Origin of the sequence: Haloplanus sp. CK5-1, from assembly GCF_037201915.1 — an archaeon.
Classification (GTDB): domain Archaea; phylum Halobacteriota; class Halobacteria; order Halobacteriales; family Haloferacaceae; genus Haloplanus; species Haloplanus salilacus.
The window spans coordinates 517,670-535,757 of the sequence record NZ_CP147505.1; the positions used below are offsets into that span (position 1 = coordinate 517,670).

At 68.9% G+C, this 18,088-nt stretch carries 22 protein-coding genes; 16 read left to right on the forward strand and 6 right to left on the reverse strand.

Features of this window, described 5'->3' with window-relative positions:
- From rimI to NBT81_RS02695, 6 genes are read left to right on the forward strand one after another with little or no spacing between them, the layout of a single operon-like run.
- Entirely contained in the window at nt 1–483 is a 483-nt protein-coding gene (gene rimI / locus NBT81_RS02670; RefSeq protein WP_338740856.1) for a ribosomal protein S18-alanine N-acetyltransferase, read from the forward strand.
- Nucleotides 484–528: 45 nt separating this feature from the next.
- A complete protein-coding gene (locus NBT81_RS02675; protein ID WP_338740858.1) occupies nt 529–921 on the forward strand; it encodes a DUF5810 domain-containing protein in 393 nt (130 codons plus the stop codon).
- Nucleotides 922–951: 30 nt separating this feature from the next.
- On the forward strand, nt 952–1,365 hold the full coding sequence (locus NBT81_RS02680; protein ID WP_425498764.1) for a DUF5809 family protein: 414 nt from the start codon (nt 952–954) through the stop codon (nt 1,363–1,365).
- A 40-nt stretch (nt 1,366–1,405) separates the two neighbouring features.
- Complete coding sequence (locus NBT81_RS02685; protein WP_338740862.1) at nt 1,406–1,786, forward strand: hypothetical protein; 381 nt, start codon at nt 1,406–1,408, stop codon at nt 1,784–1,786.
- Nucleotides 1,779–2,330 (forward strand): NUDIX hydrolase, encoded by a 552-nt coding sequence (locus NBT81_RS02690; RefSeq protein ID WP_338740863.1) that lies wholly within the window; start codon nt 1,779–1,781, stop codon nt 2,328–2,330. The genes NBT81_RS02685 and NBT81_RS02690 overlap by 8 nt, the downstream gene beginning before the upstream one ends.
- Nucleotides 2,331–2,382: 52 nt before the next feature.
- Nucleotides 2,383–4,356 carry an aconitate hydratase gene (locus tag NBT81_RS02695; RefSeq protein ID WP_338740864.1) on the forward strand — a complete coding sequence of 658 codons (1,974 nt, stop codon included), beginning with the start codon at nt 2,383–2,385 and terminating at the stop codon, nt 4,354–4,356.
- On the opposite strand, the gene NBT81_RS02700 is transcribed toward NBT81_RS02695, so the two are convergent.
- Both NBT81_RS02700 and NBT81_RS02705 read right to left on the reverse strand, forming a co-directional pair.
- Nucleotides 4,353–4,589 (reverse strand): DUF2061 domain-containing protein, encoded by a 237-nt coding sequence (locus NBT81_RS02700; protein ID WP_338740865.1) that lies wholly within the window; start codon nt 4,587–4,589, stop codon nt 4,353–4,355. The two genes, NBT81_RS02695 and NBT81_RS02700, sit on opposite strands and share 4 nt — an antisense overlap.
- A gap of 94 nt (nt 4,590–4,683) precedes the next feature.
- Entirely contained in the window at nt 4,684–6,294 is a 1,611-nt protein-coding gene (locus NBT81_RS02705; protein WP_338740867.1) for a thiamine pyrophosphate-requiring protein, read from the reverse strand.
- A gap of 124 nt (nt 6,295–6,418) precedes the next feature.
- Here NBT81_RS02705 and ddh point away from each other — a divergent pair, with 124 nt between their 5' ends.
- The 3 genes from ddh to NBT81_RS02720 all read left to right on the forward strand — a co-directional run bounded on the left by ddh (nt 6,419) and on the right by NBT81_RS02720 (nt 10,166).
- Nucleotides 6,419–7,360, forward strand: a complete 942-nt coding sequence (gene ddh, locus NBT81_RS02710; RefSeq protein ID WP_338740869.1) for a D-2-hydroxyacid dehydrogenase — start codon at nt 6,419–6,421, stop codon at nt 7,358–7,360.
- Nucleotides 7,361–7,587: 227 nt separating this feature from the next.
- Nucleotides 7,588–9,003 (forward strand): MATE family efflux transporter, encoded by a 1,416-nt coding sequence (locus NBT81_RS02715; RefSeq protein ID WP_338740870.1) that lies wholly within the window; start codon nt 7,588–7,590, stop codon nt 9,001–9,003.
- Between the two features lie 131 nt (nt 9,004–9,134).
- Nucleotides 9,135–10,166: an NAD(P)/FAD-dependent oxidoreductase gene (locus NBT81_RS02720; protein ID WP_338740872.1), complete on the forward strand. Its 1,032-nt coding sequence runs from the start codon at nt 9,135–9,137 to the stop codon at nt 10,164–10,166.
- Between the two features lie 5 nt (nt 10,167–10,171).
- On the opposite strand, the gene NBT81_RS02725 is transcribed toward NBT81_RS02720, so the two are convergent.
- Nucleotides 10,172–11,380: an MFS transporter gene (locus NBT81_RS02725; protein ID WP_338740874.1), complete on the reverse strand. Its 1,209-nt coding sequence runs from the start codon at nt 11,378–11,380 to the stop codon at nt 10,172–10,174.
- 183 nt (nt 11,381–11,563) lie between these two features.
- On the opposite strand from NBT81_RS02725, the gene NBT81_RS02730 reads away from it, so the two are divergent.
- From NBT81_RS02730 to NBT81_RS02740, 3 genes are read left to right on the forward strand one after another with little or no spacing between them, the layout of a single operon-like run.
- Nucleotides 11,564–13,063 (forward strand): molybdopterin-dependent oxidoreductase, encoded by a 1,500-nt coding sequence (locus NBT81_RS02730; RefSeq protein WP_338740875.1) that lies wholly within the window; start codon nt 11,564–11,566, stop codon nt 13,061–13,063.
- A 53-nt stretch (nt 13,064–13,116) separates the two neighbouring features.
- Nucleotides 13,117–13,389 carry a winged helix-turn-helix domain-containing protein gene (locus NBT81_RS02735; RefSeq protein WP_338742483.1) on the forward strand — a complete coding sequence of 91 codons (273 nt, stop codon included), beginning with the start codon at nt 13,117–13,119 and terminating at the stop codon, nt 13,387–13,389.
- A 7-nt stretch (nt 13,390–13,396) separates the two neighbouring features.
- Nucleotides 13,397–13,687, forward strand: coding sequence for a hypothetical protein (locus NBT81_RS02740; RefSeq protein ID WP_425498718.1), 291 nt, complete (start codon nt 13,397–13,399; stop codon nt 13,685–13,687).
- Nucleotides 13,688–13,861: 174 nt separating this feature from the next.
- On the opposite strand, the gene NBT81_RS02745 is transcribed toward NBT81_RS02740, so the two are convergent.
- The gene (locus tag NBT81_RS02745) at nt 13,862–14,029 is read right to left on the reverse strand and encodes a hypothetical protein (protein ID WP_338740879.1); all 168 of its coding nucleotides are present in this window, start codon (nt 14,027–14,029) and stop codon (nt 13,862–13,864) included.
- Between the two features lie 110 nt (nt 14,030–14,139).
- Here NBT81_RS02745 and NBT81_RS02750 point away from each other — a divergent pair, with 110 nt between their 5' ends.
- The 4 genes from NBT81_RS02750 (at nt 14,140) to NBT81_RS02765 (ending at nt 16,501) form a co-directional block, all read left to right on the forward strand.
- Nucleotides 14,140–14,430: a hypothetical protein gene (locus tag NBT81_RS02750; RefSeq protein WP_338740881.1), complete on the forward strand. Its 291-nt coding sequence runs from the start codon at nt 14,140–14,142 to the stop codon at nt 14,428–14,430.
- A gap of 99 nt (nt 14,431–14,529) precedes the next feature.
- A complete protein-coding gene (locus NBT81_RS02755; RefSeq protein WP_338740883.1) occupies nt 14,530–15,315 on the forward strand; it encodes a CbiX/SirB N-terminal domain-containing protein in 786 nt (261 codons plus the stop codon).
- A 127-nt stretch (nt 15,316–15,442) separates the two neighbouring features.
- Nucleotides 15,443–15,850 carry a PAS domain-containing protein gene (locus NBT81_RS02760; protein ID WP_338740885.1) on the forward strand — a complete coding sequence of 136 codons (408 nt, stop codon included), beginning with the start codon at nt 15,443–15,445 and terminating at the stop codon, nt 15,848–15,850.
- Between the two features lie 6 nt (nt 15,851–15,856).
- The gene (locus NBT81_RS02765) at nt 15,857–16,501 is read left to right on the forward strand and encodes a HAMP domain-containing sensor histidine kinase (RefSeq protein WP_338740887.1); all 645 of its coding nucleotides are present in this window, start codon (nt 15,857–15,859) and stop codon (nt 16,499–16,501) included.
- 20 nt (nt 16,502–16,521) lie between these two features.
- Here the strand turns inward: NBT81_RS02765 and NBT81_RS02770 are convergent, their stop codons facing one another.
- Nucleotides 16,522–17,283 (reverse strand): cobalt-precorrin-7 (C(5))-methyltransferase, encoded by a 762-nt coding sequence (locus tag NBT81_RS02770; RefSeq protein WP_338740889.1) that lies wholly within the window; start codon nt 17,281–17,283, stop codon nt 16,522–16,524.
- The gene (locus NBT81_RS02775) at nt 17,280–17,957 is read right to left on the reverse strand and encodes a precorrin-8X methylmutase (protein ID WP_338740891.1); all 678 of its coding nucleotides are present in this window, start codon (nt 17,955–17,957) and stop codon (nt 17,280–17,282) included. The genes NBT81_RS02770 and NBT81_RS02775 overlap by 4 nt, the downstream gene beginning before the upstream one ends.
- Between the last annotated feature and the right edge of the window lie 131 nt (nt 17,958–18,088).

Here is an 18,088-nt window from a genome sequence, read left to right on the forward strand (position 1 = left end):
GTGGCCGTTCACACGCAACCGGCGGACGTGACCATCCGCGACGCCGAGACGGGGGATCTCGGCGGCGTCGTCCGTATCGAACGGGCGTCGTTCGCCCAGCCGTGGCCCTACGCGGCGTTCGACCGGTTCGTCGACGAACCCGGATTCCTGGTCGCGGACCGCGACGGCGACGTCGTGGGTTACGTCGTCGGCGACGTGACGCCCGATTTCGGGCGTGATCTGGGGCACGTGAAGGACCTCGCGGTGGCTCCGTCCGACCGGCGGCGAGGCATCGGCCGAACCCTCCTGAACCGGTCGCTCACCGCACTCGCGGTCCAGGGTTCGGACCTGGTAAAACTCGAAGTGCGGGCGGGCAACGAGGCCGCCCAGACGCTGTACCGGGACGTGGGCTTCCGAGCGACGCGCCGACTCTCCGGCTACTACCGCGACGGCGAGGACGCTCTCGTGATGATGCTGCACGTCCCCGACTGGCAGGACGGGTGAACGTCGGTCGCCGGACGTTTCAGGCGGGGACGCGTACCACGCCCCATGGGATACGCCTGCCCGGTGTGTGAGACTCCCCAGCGGGACGCCGAACATCTCGCGAACCACCTCGCCTTCACCGCCATGCTCCACGGCGACGCCCACGAGACGTGGTTGGACGACCACGTTCCCGAGTGGGCGGACGCGGGCGTCGCGGAGTTGGCCCCGGTCGTCGCCGACCACGCCGAGGAGACGACCTACGAGGAGGTGTTCGAGGACACGGTCCCCCGACACGACCACGGTCACGACGCGGAGGCCCCCGTCGGCGACGCCGGCACCGCCGCGCCCACCGTCGACGTGGAGGGTCTCGACGACGACGATCGCCGCGTCCTCGCGGAGGCCCGCGAGATGACCCGGGAGATGTTGGACGACGACGGCGACGACGACGGAAAGGCGTAAGCCGCCGCCGGCGGGAGGGGACGTATGGACGTGGAACGGGAGGGTGTGTTCGAACCCGAGACGCTCGAGGCGGCCCGCGAGGCCTACGAGTCGGTGGGACCGGCGGCCAAGACGGCCGTCCGCGAGACGGCGACGGCGATGGACTTCGACCGCGAGGAGTACCGCGACCGGGTGACGGGCGACGTGGTCGAGACGGCCCGTGACGCCATCTTCGCCTCCCTACTCGTCGTTCGGGTCGCCGACCGCGACGCCTTCGAGTCGTGGCGAGAGGAGGCGGACGCCGACGTGACGACCCTCGGCAGTCCGGACGTGGACCGCGTCGTCTGGCACGTCGCTCCCGCCGCCGACACCGCCGTCGCCGCCACGTTCCAAGCGGAGCGCGAGGCGGCGGTCGCGACCCTTCGCAGGCAGGCGTTCGGGCGCGTCTACCGCGACCGGTTGTGACGGGCGAAACGGGTTTACTCCGGGCGGCCCAAACGGTCCCGTGCGACCGATCACGCGCCGTGCGGTACTCGGGTTCGTCGTCGTCTGTGTCTGCCTCCTCGCCCTCGGAGCCCTCCCCTCCTTCTCGGGGAGTGGCGACGCGTACTACCTGACCGCGACGCCGACCGAGAGCGAGGGTCCGGCGGTGAACGTCACCGGTCTCTCGGAGCGTCGCTACCCCTACCTCACGACCGCCATCGAGCGCGGCCGCTCCGACCCGTATCGGCAGGGCCCGTTCGGGCTGAAGGAGTCGTTCACCCACTCGCCGTTCGACGAGGAGGACGCGCTGTTCACCCGGAACCCGGACGCCCGTCGCGACGGGGGGATCGTCGTCGTCGACGGCGACGATCGGTATCTGATCGAGGTGGTGCGGGGTGACTGACCTCCCGTCGGCCGACGCCGCGGAGTGGTCGGTGGTCGAGTCGGTCGTCGAGTACGAGACCGGGTGGTACACCGGCGGCTACGACCTCGTCGAACAGCCCGACGGGTCGACCAAGCGCTACTACTGGGCGGAACTGTCGCCCGCCGTCGTGGTCGTGGCCCGGACCGACGACGAACTCGTCCTCGTCGAGCAGTACCGGCCGGTGATCCGCGAGACGCAACTCGAACTCCCGGCCGGCATCGTCGAGGACGGCGAGTCGTTCACGACCGCGGGGGCGCGCGAACTCCGCGAGGAGACGGGCTTCGACCCCGACTCGACGGCGTTGCTCCAGGAGTTCTGGACGACCACCGGCCTGTTGCGCCACCGCCGTGGCATCGTCTTCGCGGACGGACTGGTCCCCACGGACCGAAACCTCGACGGCAACGAGTTCCTCTCGGTGCGGACCGTCCCCGTCGCGGAGGCCGTCGCCGTCGCGCGCCGGGCCCCCACGAACGACGCCACCGTCGAGGGTATCCTGTTGGCACGCGAAGACGGGCTGTTGTAGGGGTTCGAGCGGTGGAAACGGTTATGTGACGGAGTCTGCAAGCGGGAGTACTATGGGACGAACGCTCACGGAGAAGATTCTCGAATCGCACCTCGTCGACGGGACGGTCGAAACCGGCGAGGAGGTCGGTATCGAGGTGGACCAGACCATCGCTCACGACCTGACGGGGACGATGGCGTGGCTCCAGTTCGAGGCACTCGACCTCGACGAGGTGCAAGTCGAGGTGGCCGGCCAGCACTGTGACCACCAAACCTACCAGCCCGACTTCAAGGTCTCCGACGACCACCGCTTCCTCCGCTCGGCGGCGGGCACCTACGGTGCGTACTTCGCACGGCCGGGGACGGGCATCCTCCACCAGGTCCACAAGGAGAACTACACCGCACCGGGCAAGACCTTGCTCGGGGCGGACTCCCACACCCCGACAGCGGGCGGCCTGGGTTCGCTCGGCATCGGCACCGGCGGTCTGGACGTCGCCACCGCGATGGGCGGTGCGCCGTTCTACATCGACGTCCCCGAGGTCGTCAACGTCCGACTGGAGGGGGAACTCCCCGAGTGGTCGACCGCCAAGGACGTAATTCTCGAACTCCTGCGCCGGTTCTCGGTCAAGTTCGGCGTCGACAAGGTGTTCGAGTACACGGGCCCGGGCGTCGACAGTCTCTCTGCACACGAGCGCACCGTCATCACGAACATGGGGACGGAACTCGGCGCGACCACCTCCATCTTCCCCAGCGACGAGCGAACGGAGGAGTTCCTCGAACGGTTGGGTCGTGGCGAGGACTACGTCGAACTCTCGCCCGACGAGGACGCGGAGTACGACGACGAGGTCGTAGTCGACCTCTCGGCGATCGAGCCCCTGATCGCTGCGCCGTCGATGCCGGACAACGTCGTTCCGGTGCGCGAGGTGGCGGGCGAGGCAGTCGATCAGGTGCTCGTCGGCTCCTGTACCAACGGTGCCTACGAGGACATCCTCCCGGTCGCGAAGATGCTCGACGGTCGGGAGACCGCGAAGCGAACCGAGACCATCGTCGCCCCCGGATCGAAGCAGGCCTCCGAGATGCTGGCCCGGAACGGCTACACCGCCGAGATGATGGCCGCCGGCGTCAACGTCTCCGAAGCGACCTGCGGGGCGTGTATCGGTGCGGGGCACGTCCCCGCCTCCGACTCGGTGAGCGTCCGAACGTTCAACCGCAACTTCGAGGGCCGCTCGGGGATGGAGGAGGACGCGGTCTACCTCTGCTCGCCGGAGGTGGCCGCCGCGACGGCACTGACGGGCGAGATCACGGATCCGCGGGATCTGGCGGACGAACTGGGGATCGAAGCGCCGGGCTTCGAGATGCCCGACTCCTACATCGGCACCAGCGAGGCGGACCTCATCATGCCCGACGAGGCGGTCGACGACGGCCTCGTCAAGGGCCCGAACATCGACGAAGTGCCGCTGAAGGAGCCGCTGGGGAGCGACCTCTCGGGTCCGGCGCTCCTGAAGATGCACGACAACATCACCACCGACCACATCATCCCGGCGACACAGGAGGTGTCGGTCTACCGCTCGAACGTGCCGAAGCTCTCGGAGTTCACCCTCAAGCGGGTCGACGAGACGTTCGCTGAGCGGGCCGCGGCGGCCGACGGCGGCTTCCTCGTCGCCGGCGAGAACTACGGGCAGGGCTCCTCCCGGGAACACGCCGCGCTCTGTCCGATGTATCTCGGGATCCACGGCGTCCTCGCGCAGTCGTTCGCCCGCATCCACAAGTCAAACCTCATCAACTTCGGCCTGCTCCCCCTGACCATCGACGCGGAGACCTACGACCGGATCGACCAGGGCGACGAGGTCGAACTCGTCGACGACGCCGCCGAGGCGGTTCGGAGCGGCCAAGAGGAGTTCACCGTCCGTATCGACGGCGACTGGGAGGCGACGGCGAGCCTCGACGCGAACGAGCGCGAACGCGAACTGCTGGTGAGCGGCGGGAAACTCCCCCACACCCGCAAACAGTTCGCCGACGTGGCGGACGAGGACGCTAGCGCCGACTAAGCGTCGGGAACGCCCCACGCGATCCGGTCCCACAGCCGTTCGTAGGCGTAGTACGTCCCCGTCTTGGCGACGTTGGCGACGAGGCCGATGCTCGCGGCCTCCCGAAGGTCGCCGACGACGACCAACGCGACGACGACGGTGACGACGACCATCACCAGTCGGTAGCAGAGCGTCTTCACGATGGCGCGGGAGCGCGCCTGCCGCGGCCGACGGATCCCGACGCTCGATGGCATGGCGGAGCGTACGGAACGGAGCGACGTAAAAGTAACCACGAACCATAACTATCGGGCCGAGGTGTAACTCCCCGGAGTTACGCCCCGGGCGGCCTCACTCCAGGTCGGGTCGCGACAGCTTCGTGTACTTCTGGGTCATGAACTCCAGCACGGTCGGCGTGCCGTTCTCGACCTTCTCGATCCCGCGCTCGATGGCGGGGCCGACCTCTTCGGGGTCCTCGATCCGCTCGCCGTAGCCACCGAGTGCGTCGGCCACCTCGGCGTAGTTGCCGAAGAACGGCGTGTCGTAGGAGGCCATCTCGCGGTTGTTCAGGTAGATGGTGAGGATCGGGATATCCTCGCGGGCGGCCGTCTCGAAGTCCATGCCGGTCATCCCGACGGCACCGTCACCCCAGACGTGGAGACAGAGCTTCTCGGGGTGGGCGAGCTTCGCACCCATCGCGAGGCCGAGGCCGTAGCCGAGTTGCGTGGTCTTCCCCCAGCCCATATAGGAGAGGGGTTCGGTCACCTCGAAGAAGGGGGACATGAAGTCCCGCGGGTTGCCGGCGTCCGCGGTGGCGATGCAGTTGTCCTTGTCGACGATGTCGTCGAGTTCGTTGACGACGCGGTAGGGGTTGATCGGCGTCGAGTCGTCGGTGAGGTCGTCCTCCCAGTCGGCAAGCCACTCCTCGCGGACGGACTCGATCTCGCTCACGACGTCGTCGTACCGGCCGCGGTCGTCGTCGACGCGGTCCTCGATCTCGTCGACGAGGGCCGCGAGCGTGAGTTTCGCGTCGCCAATCACGGCGATCTGGGATTTGACGTCCTTGTCGACGTCGCCGGGATCGTTCGTCGAGTGGATGATCGTGTTGTCCTCCTCGGGGGCCGTGATGCCGTACGCCGTCTTGGTGAAGCTACAGCCGATGCCGAAGAGCACGTCCGCCTCGTGGAGGAAGTGGTTGAGCTGTCGGGGTTCGCTCTTCGAACCCGCACCGAGCGAGAGCGGGTGGTCCTCGGGGAAGGCGCTCTTCCCGTTGAGGCTGGTGGCAACCGGCGCCTCCAGCAGTTCCGCGAGTTCCTGCAGTTCGTCCCAGCCCTTGGCGTAGTGGACGCCCTGTCCGGCGTAGATGACCGGAATCTCGGCGTCGACGAGGGCGTCGGCCGCCTCGCTCACGGCGTCCGGGTCCGGGGCCGTCCGTGTCGACGACGTCGGCTCGTAGTCGATGTCGCCGACCTCCTCGGGGAAGACGTCGACGGGGATCTCGACCAGTCCGGGGCGCTGTCGTCCGTTGCGGGCCGCCTGGAACGCCCGCCGGAGCGTCTCCTCGACCGCGTCGGGATCGGTCAACTGCTCGGTCGTTTTGGTGACCGACTGGTAGGTGACCAGCGAACTGAACTTGGGGTCCGTGTTCGTCTTCGCGCGGGAGTACCCCGCGGGGAGGGCGACGAACGGAGCGGATTCGGCGTAGGACTGGGCGACCCCACCGATGGAGTTCTCCGTTCCGGGGCCGTGCTGGCAGGCGAACGCCTCCACCTGATCGCCCGAGGTGACGCGTGCGATGCCGTCGAGCATGTGTGCGGCGGTCCGTTCCTGTCGGGTGACGATGGGGCGAATCCCCGCCTCCTCCGCCGCGTCGTCGTCGAACAGCGGGTTGCTCGGGAATCCGATCACGTGTTCGACACCTTCTTGGGCCAATATTTCGGCGATGGCCTCTGTTACGTTCATCGTAACGAGGTACATGACTCCCCGGGGTTGTAAAGTTAATTTTTATTAAAGATAAGGACAGATACCTAAGCGTCACTCGGCATCTGTCGAAACGTTGAATACACACAGCGCGGATGTCGGACGTATGTCCGATCGACCGAGCCTCGAACGGCTCTGCATCCACGAGACGGTAGACGAGAAGATCCCGATCGAGGCGTTCGCCGACGCCTTCTCCGACCTGGACGTGCCGGTCGAGATCGTCGGCGACGACGAGACGTTCAACGAGACGGACGCGGTGGCGTCCTTTCGACCCCGCGAGGCGTTCCTCGAGGCCGGCTGGACCCACTGCATCCGCGCGGGCTACGACGAGTTCGACACCGACGCCCACGAGGAAGCGGGCGTCCCCCTGACCAACAGCACGGGCATCCACGACACGACGGTCGGCGAACTCGCCGTCGGCTACATGGTGTCGCTGGCGCGGATGCTCCACATCTACCGCGACCACCAGACCGAGAACGACTGGCTGGCCGACCCCGAGTACGACCGCCCCTTCACCGTCGAGAACGAGCGGGTGTGTGTCGTCGGCCTCGGAACCCTCGGCGAGGGCGTCGCCAAGCGGGCGGACGCCCTCGGGATGGAGGTCGTCGGCGTCCGCCGCTCCGACGACCCCGTCCCCGGCGTCTCGAAACTCTACGACCCCGACGACCTCCACGAGGCCATCGCCGACGCACGCTTCGTCGTCATCGCCGTCCCGCACACACCCGATACCGAGGGGATGTTCTCCGCCCCCGAGTTCGAGCGGATGCGCGACGACGCCTACCTCATCAACATCGCCCGCGGCCCAATCGCCGACGAGGACGACCTGATCGAGGCGCTGGAGTCGGGCACCATCGCCGGCGCGGGACTGGACGTCTTCGAGACCGAACCGCTCCCCGAGGACAACCCGCTGTGGGACTTCGAGGAGGTCATCATCTCGCCCCACCGCGGGTCGGCCACCAACCGCTACCACCTCGACATCGCCGAACTGGTGAAAGAAATCTTCGCCCAGTACCAGGCGGGCGAGGACCTCCGAAACCGGGTCGCCTAGGGTCGAGCGAATCGTCGAGGTCCGCCCCGTCGACGCGCCCGTCACAGGCCACACACTCCTCGACGCGGTCCGGTCCCGGACCGCCCTCCACGTGAACGACACCGTAGTCGCGACACGCGTCGAGCGCTGCCTGGAGCATGCGCGCGGCCGTTCGCCGGGGAGCGGACTGTGGGTCGTGGCCGACAGGCGGCGCAACCTCCAAGACGAATCCGCCGTTACAACCGCCGATGGATCGTCGACCGCTCGCCGCCGTCGCCGGCGCCCTGGACCGCGCCGGGGTCATCGACCGCCGACGGTTCGGCGAGACGTTCGACCTCGCGTGGCCCCGGATCGTCACCGGCGTCGCCATCATGTCGAAGCGGACGGTCGACCTCGCGATGGTCGGCGTGGACGTGGGAACGGCTGCCGTCGCCGGCCTCGCCTTCGCCAATGCCTACTGGCAGGTGGGAAAGTTCCTCGGCATCGGCCTGGCCGGGGGGACCGTCACGCTCGTCTCACAGGCCTACGGCGCGGAGCGCTACGAGCGGGCGAGTGCGACGGTGGCGGTGAGCCTGGTCGTCGCCGCCGCCATCGCGATACCCATGACGGCCGCGTACGTCGGGTTCGCACCCGACCTCGTCGCGGTTCTCGGTTCGGACCCCGAACCACTGGGCCACGCCGCGACCTACTTGGCCCTCGCCGCGCCCGCCCTGTGTTTCGAGTTCCCGAATCTGATCGCCAGCCGGACGTACGCCGGCGTCGGCGACACGGTGACGCCGATGGTCGTCCGTGCGGGGGGCGCGGTGCTCAACGTCGTCTTCTCGGCGACGCTGATCTTCGGCTACGGCCTCGGCGTCGCGGGGGCCGCTCTCGGGACGACCTTCGCGACGGGCGTCGTTGCCCTCGTCTTCGGTTGGGGGCTGGCCGGGCGCACCTACGCCGGTCGGGGGGCGTGCCCCGTCTCCATCTCGCGGGCGACGCTCCGGTTCGACGGCTTCGGAGCCCTGACCCGGCGGATCCTCGTCGTCTCCGCGCCGCTGATGGCCCGCCGAACCGCGGAGATGCTCGTCGCCTTCCCCCTGGTCGCCATCGCCGCCACGTTCGGCCCCGCCGTCGTCGCCGCCTACGAAGTGGCTCGGCGGGTCCGCGGGCTGATTGACAGCCTCTCGTGGGGTTTCTCCATCGCCGCGAGCACGCTCGTCGGCCAACGTCTGGGCGCGGGCGACGCGGCCGACGCCGAGGCGTACGGCCGAGCGATCATCCGCCTCGCGGCGACGGTGTTCGTCGTCACGGCGACGGCCGCGTTCGCGCTGTCCCGACCGATCGCCGGCCTGTTCGTCGGCGACCCGGCCGTCGTCGACGTCGCCCCCGGCTTCGTCGCCGCGGCGGCCATCAGCGTCGTCTTCCTCGGTATCGACGGCTCCGCGACCGGGACACTCCGGGGCGCGGGCGACACCCGATACCCCTTCGTCGCGTCGCTGTTCGGCCGGTACGGTTGTGCGCTCCCCGTCGCGACGCTTGGCCTCGTGACGCCGCTCGGAGCGACGGCGCTGCTGGTCGCGCTGGTCGTCGAAACTGTAGTCCCCGCCGGACTGAACGTCGCCCGCGTCCGGTCGAACCGCTGGAAGGCGATCGGTCGGGCCCACGTCGCGGCCGGCGACTGACCGTCGGCGGCGACGAACTGACCTCGTTCGCCGGCGTGGACGCCCGACCCACTGGGTGCGCCGCAGCGAGGCGACCGCGAGTGGTCCACTCGCTTGCCGTGGGGTTTTGGTGCTGGGGCCGAAGTGGATGTATGACCGAAATCGGCGTCGTCGGCGCTGGAGCGGCCGCCGCCGCGGCCTGTTACGTCCTCGACGGGGCGGTGCCCGAGGCCTCGATCACCGTCTTGGAGAAGTCGGGTGGAGTCTGTGGCCGGGCGGCGACCCGTCGCCAGGGCGACGTGACCTACGACTACGGCGCGAACTACCTCAAGGACGACGACGAACGCGCCCTCGACCTCGTCTCCGAGTTCGACGACGGCCTCGTCGAGGTGGCGGGCGACATCGACGTCTTCGATCGGACGGGGACGGTGAGCGAGGGCCGCGAGTCGGACGAGCGCAAGTTGACCTACCGGACGGGACTGACCCGCCTCGCCAAGCACCTGTTCGGGGCGACCGACGCGACCGTCCACCGACGGACGCGGGTCGAGGGCGTCGCGCGGGCGGACGGATCGTGGACGCTCACGGACGCCGACGGGGAGCGGTGGGGACCGTTCGACGCCCTGCTCTGCAACCCGCCAGCCCCCCAGACGGCCGACCTGCTGGCGGGGGCGGACTGGGATACGGAGGCCAGGGACGAACTCGTGGCCGCCGCCCGGGACGTCGACTACCGCACCGTCTGGACGGCCGTCCTCGGCTACGAGTTCGAACTCGACCGGCCGTACTACGGACTGGTGAACACGGACAAGGAACACGCGGTCGGCTGGATCAGCCGCGAGGAGTGCAAGCCGGGCCACGTCCCGGACGGCGAGTCGGTGCTCGTGGTGCAGGCGAACGGCGAGTGGTCGGCCGGCCGGTACGACGAACCACCGGCCGACAACGTCGCCGTTCTGGCCGACTACGCCGCCGATATCGTCGGCGACGGCCGCCTGACCGATCCGGCGTGGACCGACCATCAGGGGTGGCGCTACGCCCTCCCCGAGTCGGGGCTCCGGACGGGGGTACTCGGTGGGGCGGAAGACGCCGGTCTGTACTGTGTCGGCGACTGGGTCGTCGGCGAGGCGCGTCTCCACGCCGCCCTCCGAAACGGCCTCGACACCGGCGAGCGGTTGGCGTACGCGCTGTAGTGGGGTCAGGCCTCGACCGCGTGACGACCCCCACCACCCCCGTCGCCGACCCGGAGGAATACGGGTATCGTCACCGCCGCGATGGCGAGTTCGAGGCCGCCGACGAGGAGAAAGGCCGTCGGGTAGCCGTAGGCGTCGGCGGCGACGCCGCCGAGGAGGATGCCGGCGAGAAAGCCGACGCTCCCGGCGATGTTGAACCCGGCCATGGCGACGCCACGTTCGTCCGGCGCGGCGAGGTCGGTCACCAGCGCCATCGTCGCGGGGACCATCAGCGCACCGAGGACGCCGACGACGACCATCGCGGCCTGTGCGGCCCGGACCGTCGTCACCGCACCGACGAGGATCACCGCCCCACCGTACAGCGCCGACCCCGCGACGATCGGGAGCCGTCTCCCGACCCGGTCGGAGACGACGCCGAAGGGGTACTGCAGGAGGGCGAAGGGAGCGAAAAACAGCGCGAGCGTCAGCCCGGTCGCGCCGGGGCTCAGCCCGAAGACGGTCCGGAAGTAGAGCGTCCCGACCAGCGAGAAGAAGCCGGCGGTCAGGCGGTCGACGAAGCCGAATGCGTAAGGGAGGGCGAGGCGTGGCGTCCGGCGGAGGCCGTCGAACGGCGACCGGCCGGACGAGCGCCCGTCGAGGGGCGCGTCGTCGACGAGCAGGGGGACGGCGACGGCGAGCACACAGAGGACGCCGCTGGCGACGTAGAGGGGGACGAGCGGACCGACCTCGTAGAGCGCACCGCCGAGAGGTGCGCCCGTGGCCGTCCCGAGGCCGATGGCGATGCCCCCGGCTCCCATGTTGCGGCCGTGCGAGCCCTCCAGATCCATGAGCATCGTCATCGACAGCGAGAACGCGCCGACCGTGGCCGCGCCCTGCAGGGCGCGGAGTGCGAGGACGGCCTCGAAAGACGGGGCGACGACGGCGGGGAGGACCGCGAGGAGCGCGTAGCCCAGTCCCCCGAGGAGGGCGCTCCCGGCGACGAAGGGGACCCGTCGACCCGCGGCGTCGCTCGCGGCCCCCCAGGGGACGGCGAAGACGACGAAGGCGGCGAATTCGGCGGTCAGAAACCACATGCTCGCGTCGAGACCGGCCGTCTCGGCACCCAGCGCCGCGACGAGCGTGTCGACGCCGGGGTAGAGGAGAACCTGTGCCAACAACACGGCGTACACCACCGTCGCGAGGGCGGCGCGACTCCGCAGTCGACTCGAGGACACGTGGGGGCGATACCGAGGCCGGCGCCTACTGTCTTTCGACCCGGCTGGGCCGAATTCTAGACGGAATCCCGACGGATCTTGAGAAACGACTTACACGTCTCGGGGCCTCGCTTCGGGTATGCGTCGACCGAACCGACACCGTCGTCGAACGGGTGCGGTTGCGACCGACCGGCGGGGTGGCGCGTGACGCTACCCTCCTCGTGGCGGCGGGCCGCCCTCGGCGGGACCGTCGCGCTCGCGTGTGGGGTGTCCGCCGTCGCCGGATCGTACGCCGTCGTCGGCGACTCGACGGCGTTCGTCGCGACGACGATAGCGAACGCGACGGTGACGCTCGCACCGGCCGTTCTGGTCACGTTTGCGATCACCGTCCTCGGTGACTTGGGGAGCGACATCGCGTACCTCTCGGGGCTCGCGGCCACCGCCGCGGTACTGGGGACGGTCGCCGGCGGTGCGCGCCTCGCCGTGGCCCGTCGTGGCCGACCGACCGCCTCGCCGGTGGCCGTCGGCGTGGCCGTCGCCGTCGTCTCTGTCGGCCTGTCGGGGTCGCTGCAATCGGCGCTCGGGGCCGCGGTCGGCGGTGCGCTGGTGGCTGTCGCCGCCGACCTCCGGGAGACGGCCACGGCCTCAGCCGCCGTCGACGACTCGCGGCGGGCGGTGCTCTCGGGGGCCACTGCTCTCGCCGTCGGTGTCGTCGGCGTCGCGGGACGGCGGGCGACACCCGGCGGCGCGGCCGGGAGTAGCATCGACGGAGGCGCGGGATCGGCCCCGATCCCCGAAGACGTTGCGGCCCTCCTCGACGAGGCCGAGTCGAAGTCGCTGTCCGTCGACGGACTGGAACCCCTGGTCAGCGACTCCTTCTACCGGGTCGACGTCGCCAACGTCGACCCCGATCCGGCCCGCGAGGACTGGTCGGTGCGGATCCACGGGGCCGTCGCCGAGGAGACGACGGTGTCGTTCTCCGAGGCCGAGGCGATGGACCACGACCACCGCTTAGAGACGCTGCGGTGTGTCGGCGAGTCGCTCAACGGCGAGAAACTCGACACCGCGCTCTGGACGGGCGTCCCGCTGACGGCGTTCCTCGACGAGGCCGACCCGCAGGGCGAGTACGTCATGCTCCGGGCGGCTGACGGCTTCTACGAGGAGTTTCCGGTCGACGCGCTCGAAGACGGCTTCCTGGCGGTGGGGATGAACGGTCGACCGCTCCCCCGCGCCCACGGCGCGCCGGCGCGGGCGCTGATCCCCGGACACTGGGGGGAGATCAACGTCAAGTGGCTCACCGAGATAGAGATCTTGGACGAACCCGCGACGGGCTACTGGGAGGAGCGGGGGTGGCACGGCACCGGCCCGGTCGAGACGGTGGCCAAACTCTGGGTGGAGAACCGCCGTCCCGACGGGAGGATCGAAGTCGGTGGCGCGGCCTACGCCGGCACGCGCGGGGTCGAGCGCGTCGAGGTGTCGACCGACGGCGGGACGACGTGGGTCGAGGCGGAGCTCTCGGAGCCGCTGCCGGGCGACGACGTGTGGCGACAGTGGGTCCACCGCTACGAGGCCGAGGGTCGCCACGAGGTCGTCGTTCGCGCCGTCGACGGGACGGGGACCGTCCAGCCACGGGAGGAGGCGGAGGCGTACCCCAGCGGCCCGAGTGGGTGGGTCTCGAAGACGGTCGACCCCCGAGCCCTGTGACCGAGGCGAAGCGTTTTGCACCCACCGCACACCACCACGGACACGGCGTCTCGATGGAGAAGGCACTCTGGTATCTGCTCGCCGGGACGCGGGGCGGGGAGAACCGCGCACGGATCATCCGCCTCCTCGACGAGCGGCCGCGCAACGCGAACCAACTCTGCGAGGCACTCGACATCGACTACAACTCCGTGCGCCACCACCTCGACATGCTCGAAGACCACGACGTGATCGAGAGCGGCGACCAAGAGTACGGCCGGCTCTACTTCCTCACCGATCGGTTCGACCGCCACCGGGACCAGTTCGAGCGGATAACGGAGCACGTCTGAGATGAACATGACACCGCTACTCACCGTCGCGACCGTCCTGTCCGCGCTGAACATCGGCCTGCTGGCCGCCCTGCTGGTCGTGTGGGGACGAAACTACCGCCGGTTCCGGACGCCGCTTACGCTGGGGCTCGTCGCGTTCGCTCTCGTCCTCGCCGTCGAGAACGTCGTCGCTATCGGCTTCTTCCTCAGTTCGGGGATGCTGTACGCCGCCGCACCGAGTGCCCAGACGGCGGTGCTCGCGATGCGCGCTCTCCAGTTCGTCGCGCTCGCCTTCCTGACGTACGTCACGATGCGGTAGGCCGGACGGCGGAACGGCTACGGCCGTTCGGACCGGAGGATCGGTACGGTCCGGGACTCGTTTCTCACGACCGAGACGCGTACGCGAACACCGCACACGCCGCGAGGGGTTTCGCGGCTCGGAAGCCGTGCGAACCGATCCGAGAGGTGGGGGGCGTCGAGAGGGTGGCTCCGGCTACCGCGTCGGTTCGACGGTCAGATCGCTCGCGATCCAGCCGTCGGTGTTGCCGGATTCGAGGAAAACCGTCCGGCCGGGACAGCTCTCACAGACCGACACCGTCGGCGTCTCGGGCAACGATGGCTCCCCGTCGTCGTCCGTGCGCGACTGCGTACCAGTGGGCATTGACAGTCTTTAGGGATACCTAAAATAAAAAGGGTACGGTTCGCGGCAACCGCCCGGGGGCGTCCCCCGACGACTCACAGTATATATACCCGGGTGTGGTTTGGCCGTGCATGTACCGAGGCGTCCTCGGGTGGCTCGGCGCGTTGCTCGGCGTCGCGATCCTCGCACCCGTCTTCCTGTACCTGTTCACCGGTGCTCTGGTCGGCTTCCTCGTCGCCTGCGGTGGCCCGTCGGAGACGGCGATGGTCGTCGGATCCTCCGGCACCGAGAGCCTGGAACTCTCGTGTTCGGCCGTCCGGACGTTGGTGAAGACGGCCGTCACGGTCGGCGGCAGTGCGGCGCTGACGGTCGGTGTCGCCGTCGTCGCCGTCGCGGACATCACGCGCAGTTCCTACCGGTGAGTCTCCTCCCCAACTTATTTACTGGTCGCCGGCGACGCTTGAAAACAAGCCGGCTTGGATTAATTCAAAATAAATTGATGTCCGGCCGGAGACACACAGATGACACACGAGACAGTCCTGCTCGTCGGACGACGGGGCGAGAACACCGAATCGGTGTTGGAGACACACGCCGAGCGGTTGCGAACGCGTGACGTCGCCGAGGACGTGGTGGCCGCGACGTACGACCACGAACCGGTCCGGGAGCTCCGGGAGACGCTCTCCGACCTTTCGGCCGACCGCGTCTACGCCCTCCCCGCGACGCTCGCCCACAGTTACGAGACGACCGAGGACCTCCCGGCGGCGCTGTCCTACGTCCCCGGCGAGGTCAGCTACTGCGAACCCGTGGGCCGGAGCCCGGCTATCACGGGCGTCGTCGAGGACCGAGCGACAGAACGGGTCTCCGCCGACTCGTCGTCGTCGGTCGTCTTGGTCGGGTTCGGCAATAGTTCCCAGTCCTACCACCGGCAGGCCGCGGAGTACCACGCGACCCGTCTGCGCGAGCGGACGGGTTACGGTGAGGTGCGGAGCTGCTTTCTGCTCCAGAACCCCGCCGTCGAGTGTGCGCGCTACAACGTGACTGGAGACCGGGTCGTCGCAGTCCCGCTGTTCGTCTCGCGCAGCGACGCCACCGAGCGGGAGGTTCCCGCGAAACTCGAACTCGACCGAGGCGGTATCGAGTACGCCGACCCCTTCGGTACCCACCCCGGCGTCACCGACGCCTTCGAGGCGGAGGTAACCCGACAGCGCGTCCTCTCGGCCGGCGGGTCGACGCCGTCGACGTTCGAGTCGACGCTCGCGTCGTCTCGGACGCCCCTCGCTACCGACGGCGAGGGACCGTCCGACTAGTCTCCTTCCGACGGGCCGGTACTCTCCTCTATGTCGACGTCGTGGGGCCTCCGGAACGTTCCCGAGTGTGTTCCTCTCCGGCACACTTACTTTACGTTCCGGCCTTTTCCTCCTCGACCCGGTACACATGGGAGACAAAGAGACGGATTCCGGACACGATGCCAACGAAGTTCGGTATCGTCACCTCATCGAACACGTTCACGACGCAGTCGTAGAGTTCGAGTTGATACGGGGGGACCCCGTCGTCAGAGACGCCAACGACGCCTTCGTCGACATCTTCGGGTACGACGCCGCCGAACTGCAGGGGGAGTCTCTCAACGAGTGGATCGTTCCGGAGTGGCGTCGTGAGGAATCACGACGACTCGATGCACGAACGGCGTCGGGCGAGGTCAGCTACCGACAGGTGGAGCGGAAAACCGCGGGTGGGATCCGGGAGTTTCTGTATCGGGGCATCCCCTACGAACACCACGCGGTCGGGATGGACGGCCTGGCTATTTACACCGATCTGACCGATATTACCCGGCAGCAACGGTAGTTGCAGGTGCTGAATCGGCTGCTCCGTCACAACCTTCGGAACACCGTCAACGTGATCTCGGGGGCTACCGACCGTCTCGTCTCCGAACTCGACGACCGAACGGACGAACGACTCGAACTGGTGGCGACCGTCGAGAGCGCGATCAGGGATCTGGAGACGCTCACGCAGGACGCGAACGATATCAACACCGTCATCAACGCGACGACTGACGATCCGTCGATCGACTGTGTGTCTCTCATCGAGGACATCGTCTCGGAGTACACCCGACAGCACCCCGAGGTGGCCCTTCGGACGACGCTGCCCGCGTCGATGACGGTGAACGCGGATGTCCGTCTCCGGTTCGCCGTCGAGAGCCTCGTCGACAACGCGATCCAGCACAATCCGAGCGACACACCGACGGTGCGGATCCGGATCGGAACTCCGGACTCCGCCGGTTGGGTCGACATCCACGTCGACGACGACGCCCCCCGGATCCCCGAAGAGGAGCGAAACCTCGTCACCGGCGACACCGAAATCACGGCGCTACGGCACGGCAGCGGATTGGGGCTCTGGCTCGCCAAGTGGACCACGGAACTGTTCGGGGGTAAGCTGTCGTTCGACACGAGCGAATTCGGCGGAAACAGCGTCCACATCCGGATTCCACGCGCCTGAGGCGGATCCGCCTACGGCCGTCACTCGGGCGGGCGTCCCTGCTCGCGTCGAACCGCGAGGACCGACAGATCGGAAAACGGCGTGTCCTCCGGATCGGATCCCCCCTCGTGAGTCGCCAGCTCTCCGAGCGTCGACCGAGTGGTCGCCTCGTCGTCGTGAGTCAACCGCTCCAGCACCAGCGCCGGTGTCCCCGGCGATGCCCCCGCCTCCAGCAGGTGGGAAGCCACATCCCCCGGCATCCAGTCGTAGGGTCGCGGCAGGACCAGTAGGTGCCGGTCGCCGGCGTCGGCCCGCAGGCGCGCGAGGTCCGCGTCGAGCGACCCACGCTTGTGGAGCGTGACGAACGTCGTCTCCTCCATCGGAGTGCGGGCGCGGCTCGCGGCCACCTGCAGCGAGGAGATGCCCGGAACGACCCGTACTCGCCCCTCGACGGCCGACTCTACCTTGCCGACGAACTGGTAGCCCGAGTGGTTCGGGTCGCCCATGAGGACGGCTACCCCGGACGCCCCCGCGTCGACACGGTCGGCGAACGCCGACAGGGTTTCGCCCTCGTCGGTGTAGCCACAGGTGAGCCAGTCGGCGCCGGTGTCGACCTCGCCCCGGACCACGTCGACGACCGTCTCGAAGCCGACGACGACGTCGGCCTCGCGGATCGCGCGCCGTGCCCGTGGGACGAGATACTCGGGGCTCCCGGGCCCGACGCCGACCGCGTGGACCGGATCGGTGGCGTCGCCCTCCGGTTCGTTCGCGGCGACGGCCGCGGGGTCGCGGTCGCGGCTCACAGATCGACGGCCCCGTTGCGGGCGTCGCTGGCGACGTGGACCAGTTCGTTCGTCAGGCCGGCCGCTAGTCCGCTCCCACCGCGCCGGCCCACGTTCGTCACCGCCGGGACGCCGTGGTCGGCGGCGACGGCCCGCAGGCGTTCGCGGCTCTCGGCGGCCTTGACGAAGCCGACGGGCGTGGCGACGACGACGGCCGGCCGGGTGCCCGACTCGATGCAGTCCGCGAGCGCCAGCGCTGCCGTCGGCGCGTTGCCGACCGTCGCGATTGCCCCGTCGTAGACGCCCGCACGGTCGAGTTCGAGTACCGACGCGGCGGTCCGGGTCATCCCCGTCTCCGCCGCCAGTTCGCTCCCGTTGCCGATGGCCTTCCGAACCGGGCAGTCGTGACCCCGGCCGGTGATCCCCGCCTTCACCATCGTGATGTCCGTGACGATCGGTCGCTCGTCGAGGACTGCGCGCGCGCCGGCCCGAACCGGGTGGTCGGGATCGTCGCCGGTGAACCGCATCAGGTGCTGGAACTCTGGATCGCCGGTCGCGTGGACGGACTTCTGTCGGATTCTGTCCGCGAGCGTCGCGTCGGGAACGAGTTCGCGGACACGGTCCATACTCGTCTCGGCGATCTCCATCGCGTCCGCGGTGGTGGCACCGAGATCGGCGTACTCCTCGGTCGTCATCGCTCTCCCTCCCGATGACGACGTGTTCCGACCGACACGCAACGACCACCGACCTCAGTCGTCATCGCTCTCCCTCCCGATGACGACGTGTTCCGACCGACACGCAACGACCACCGACCTCAGTCGTCATC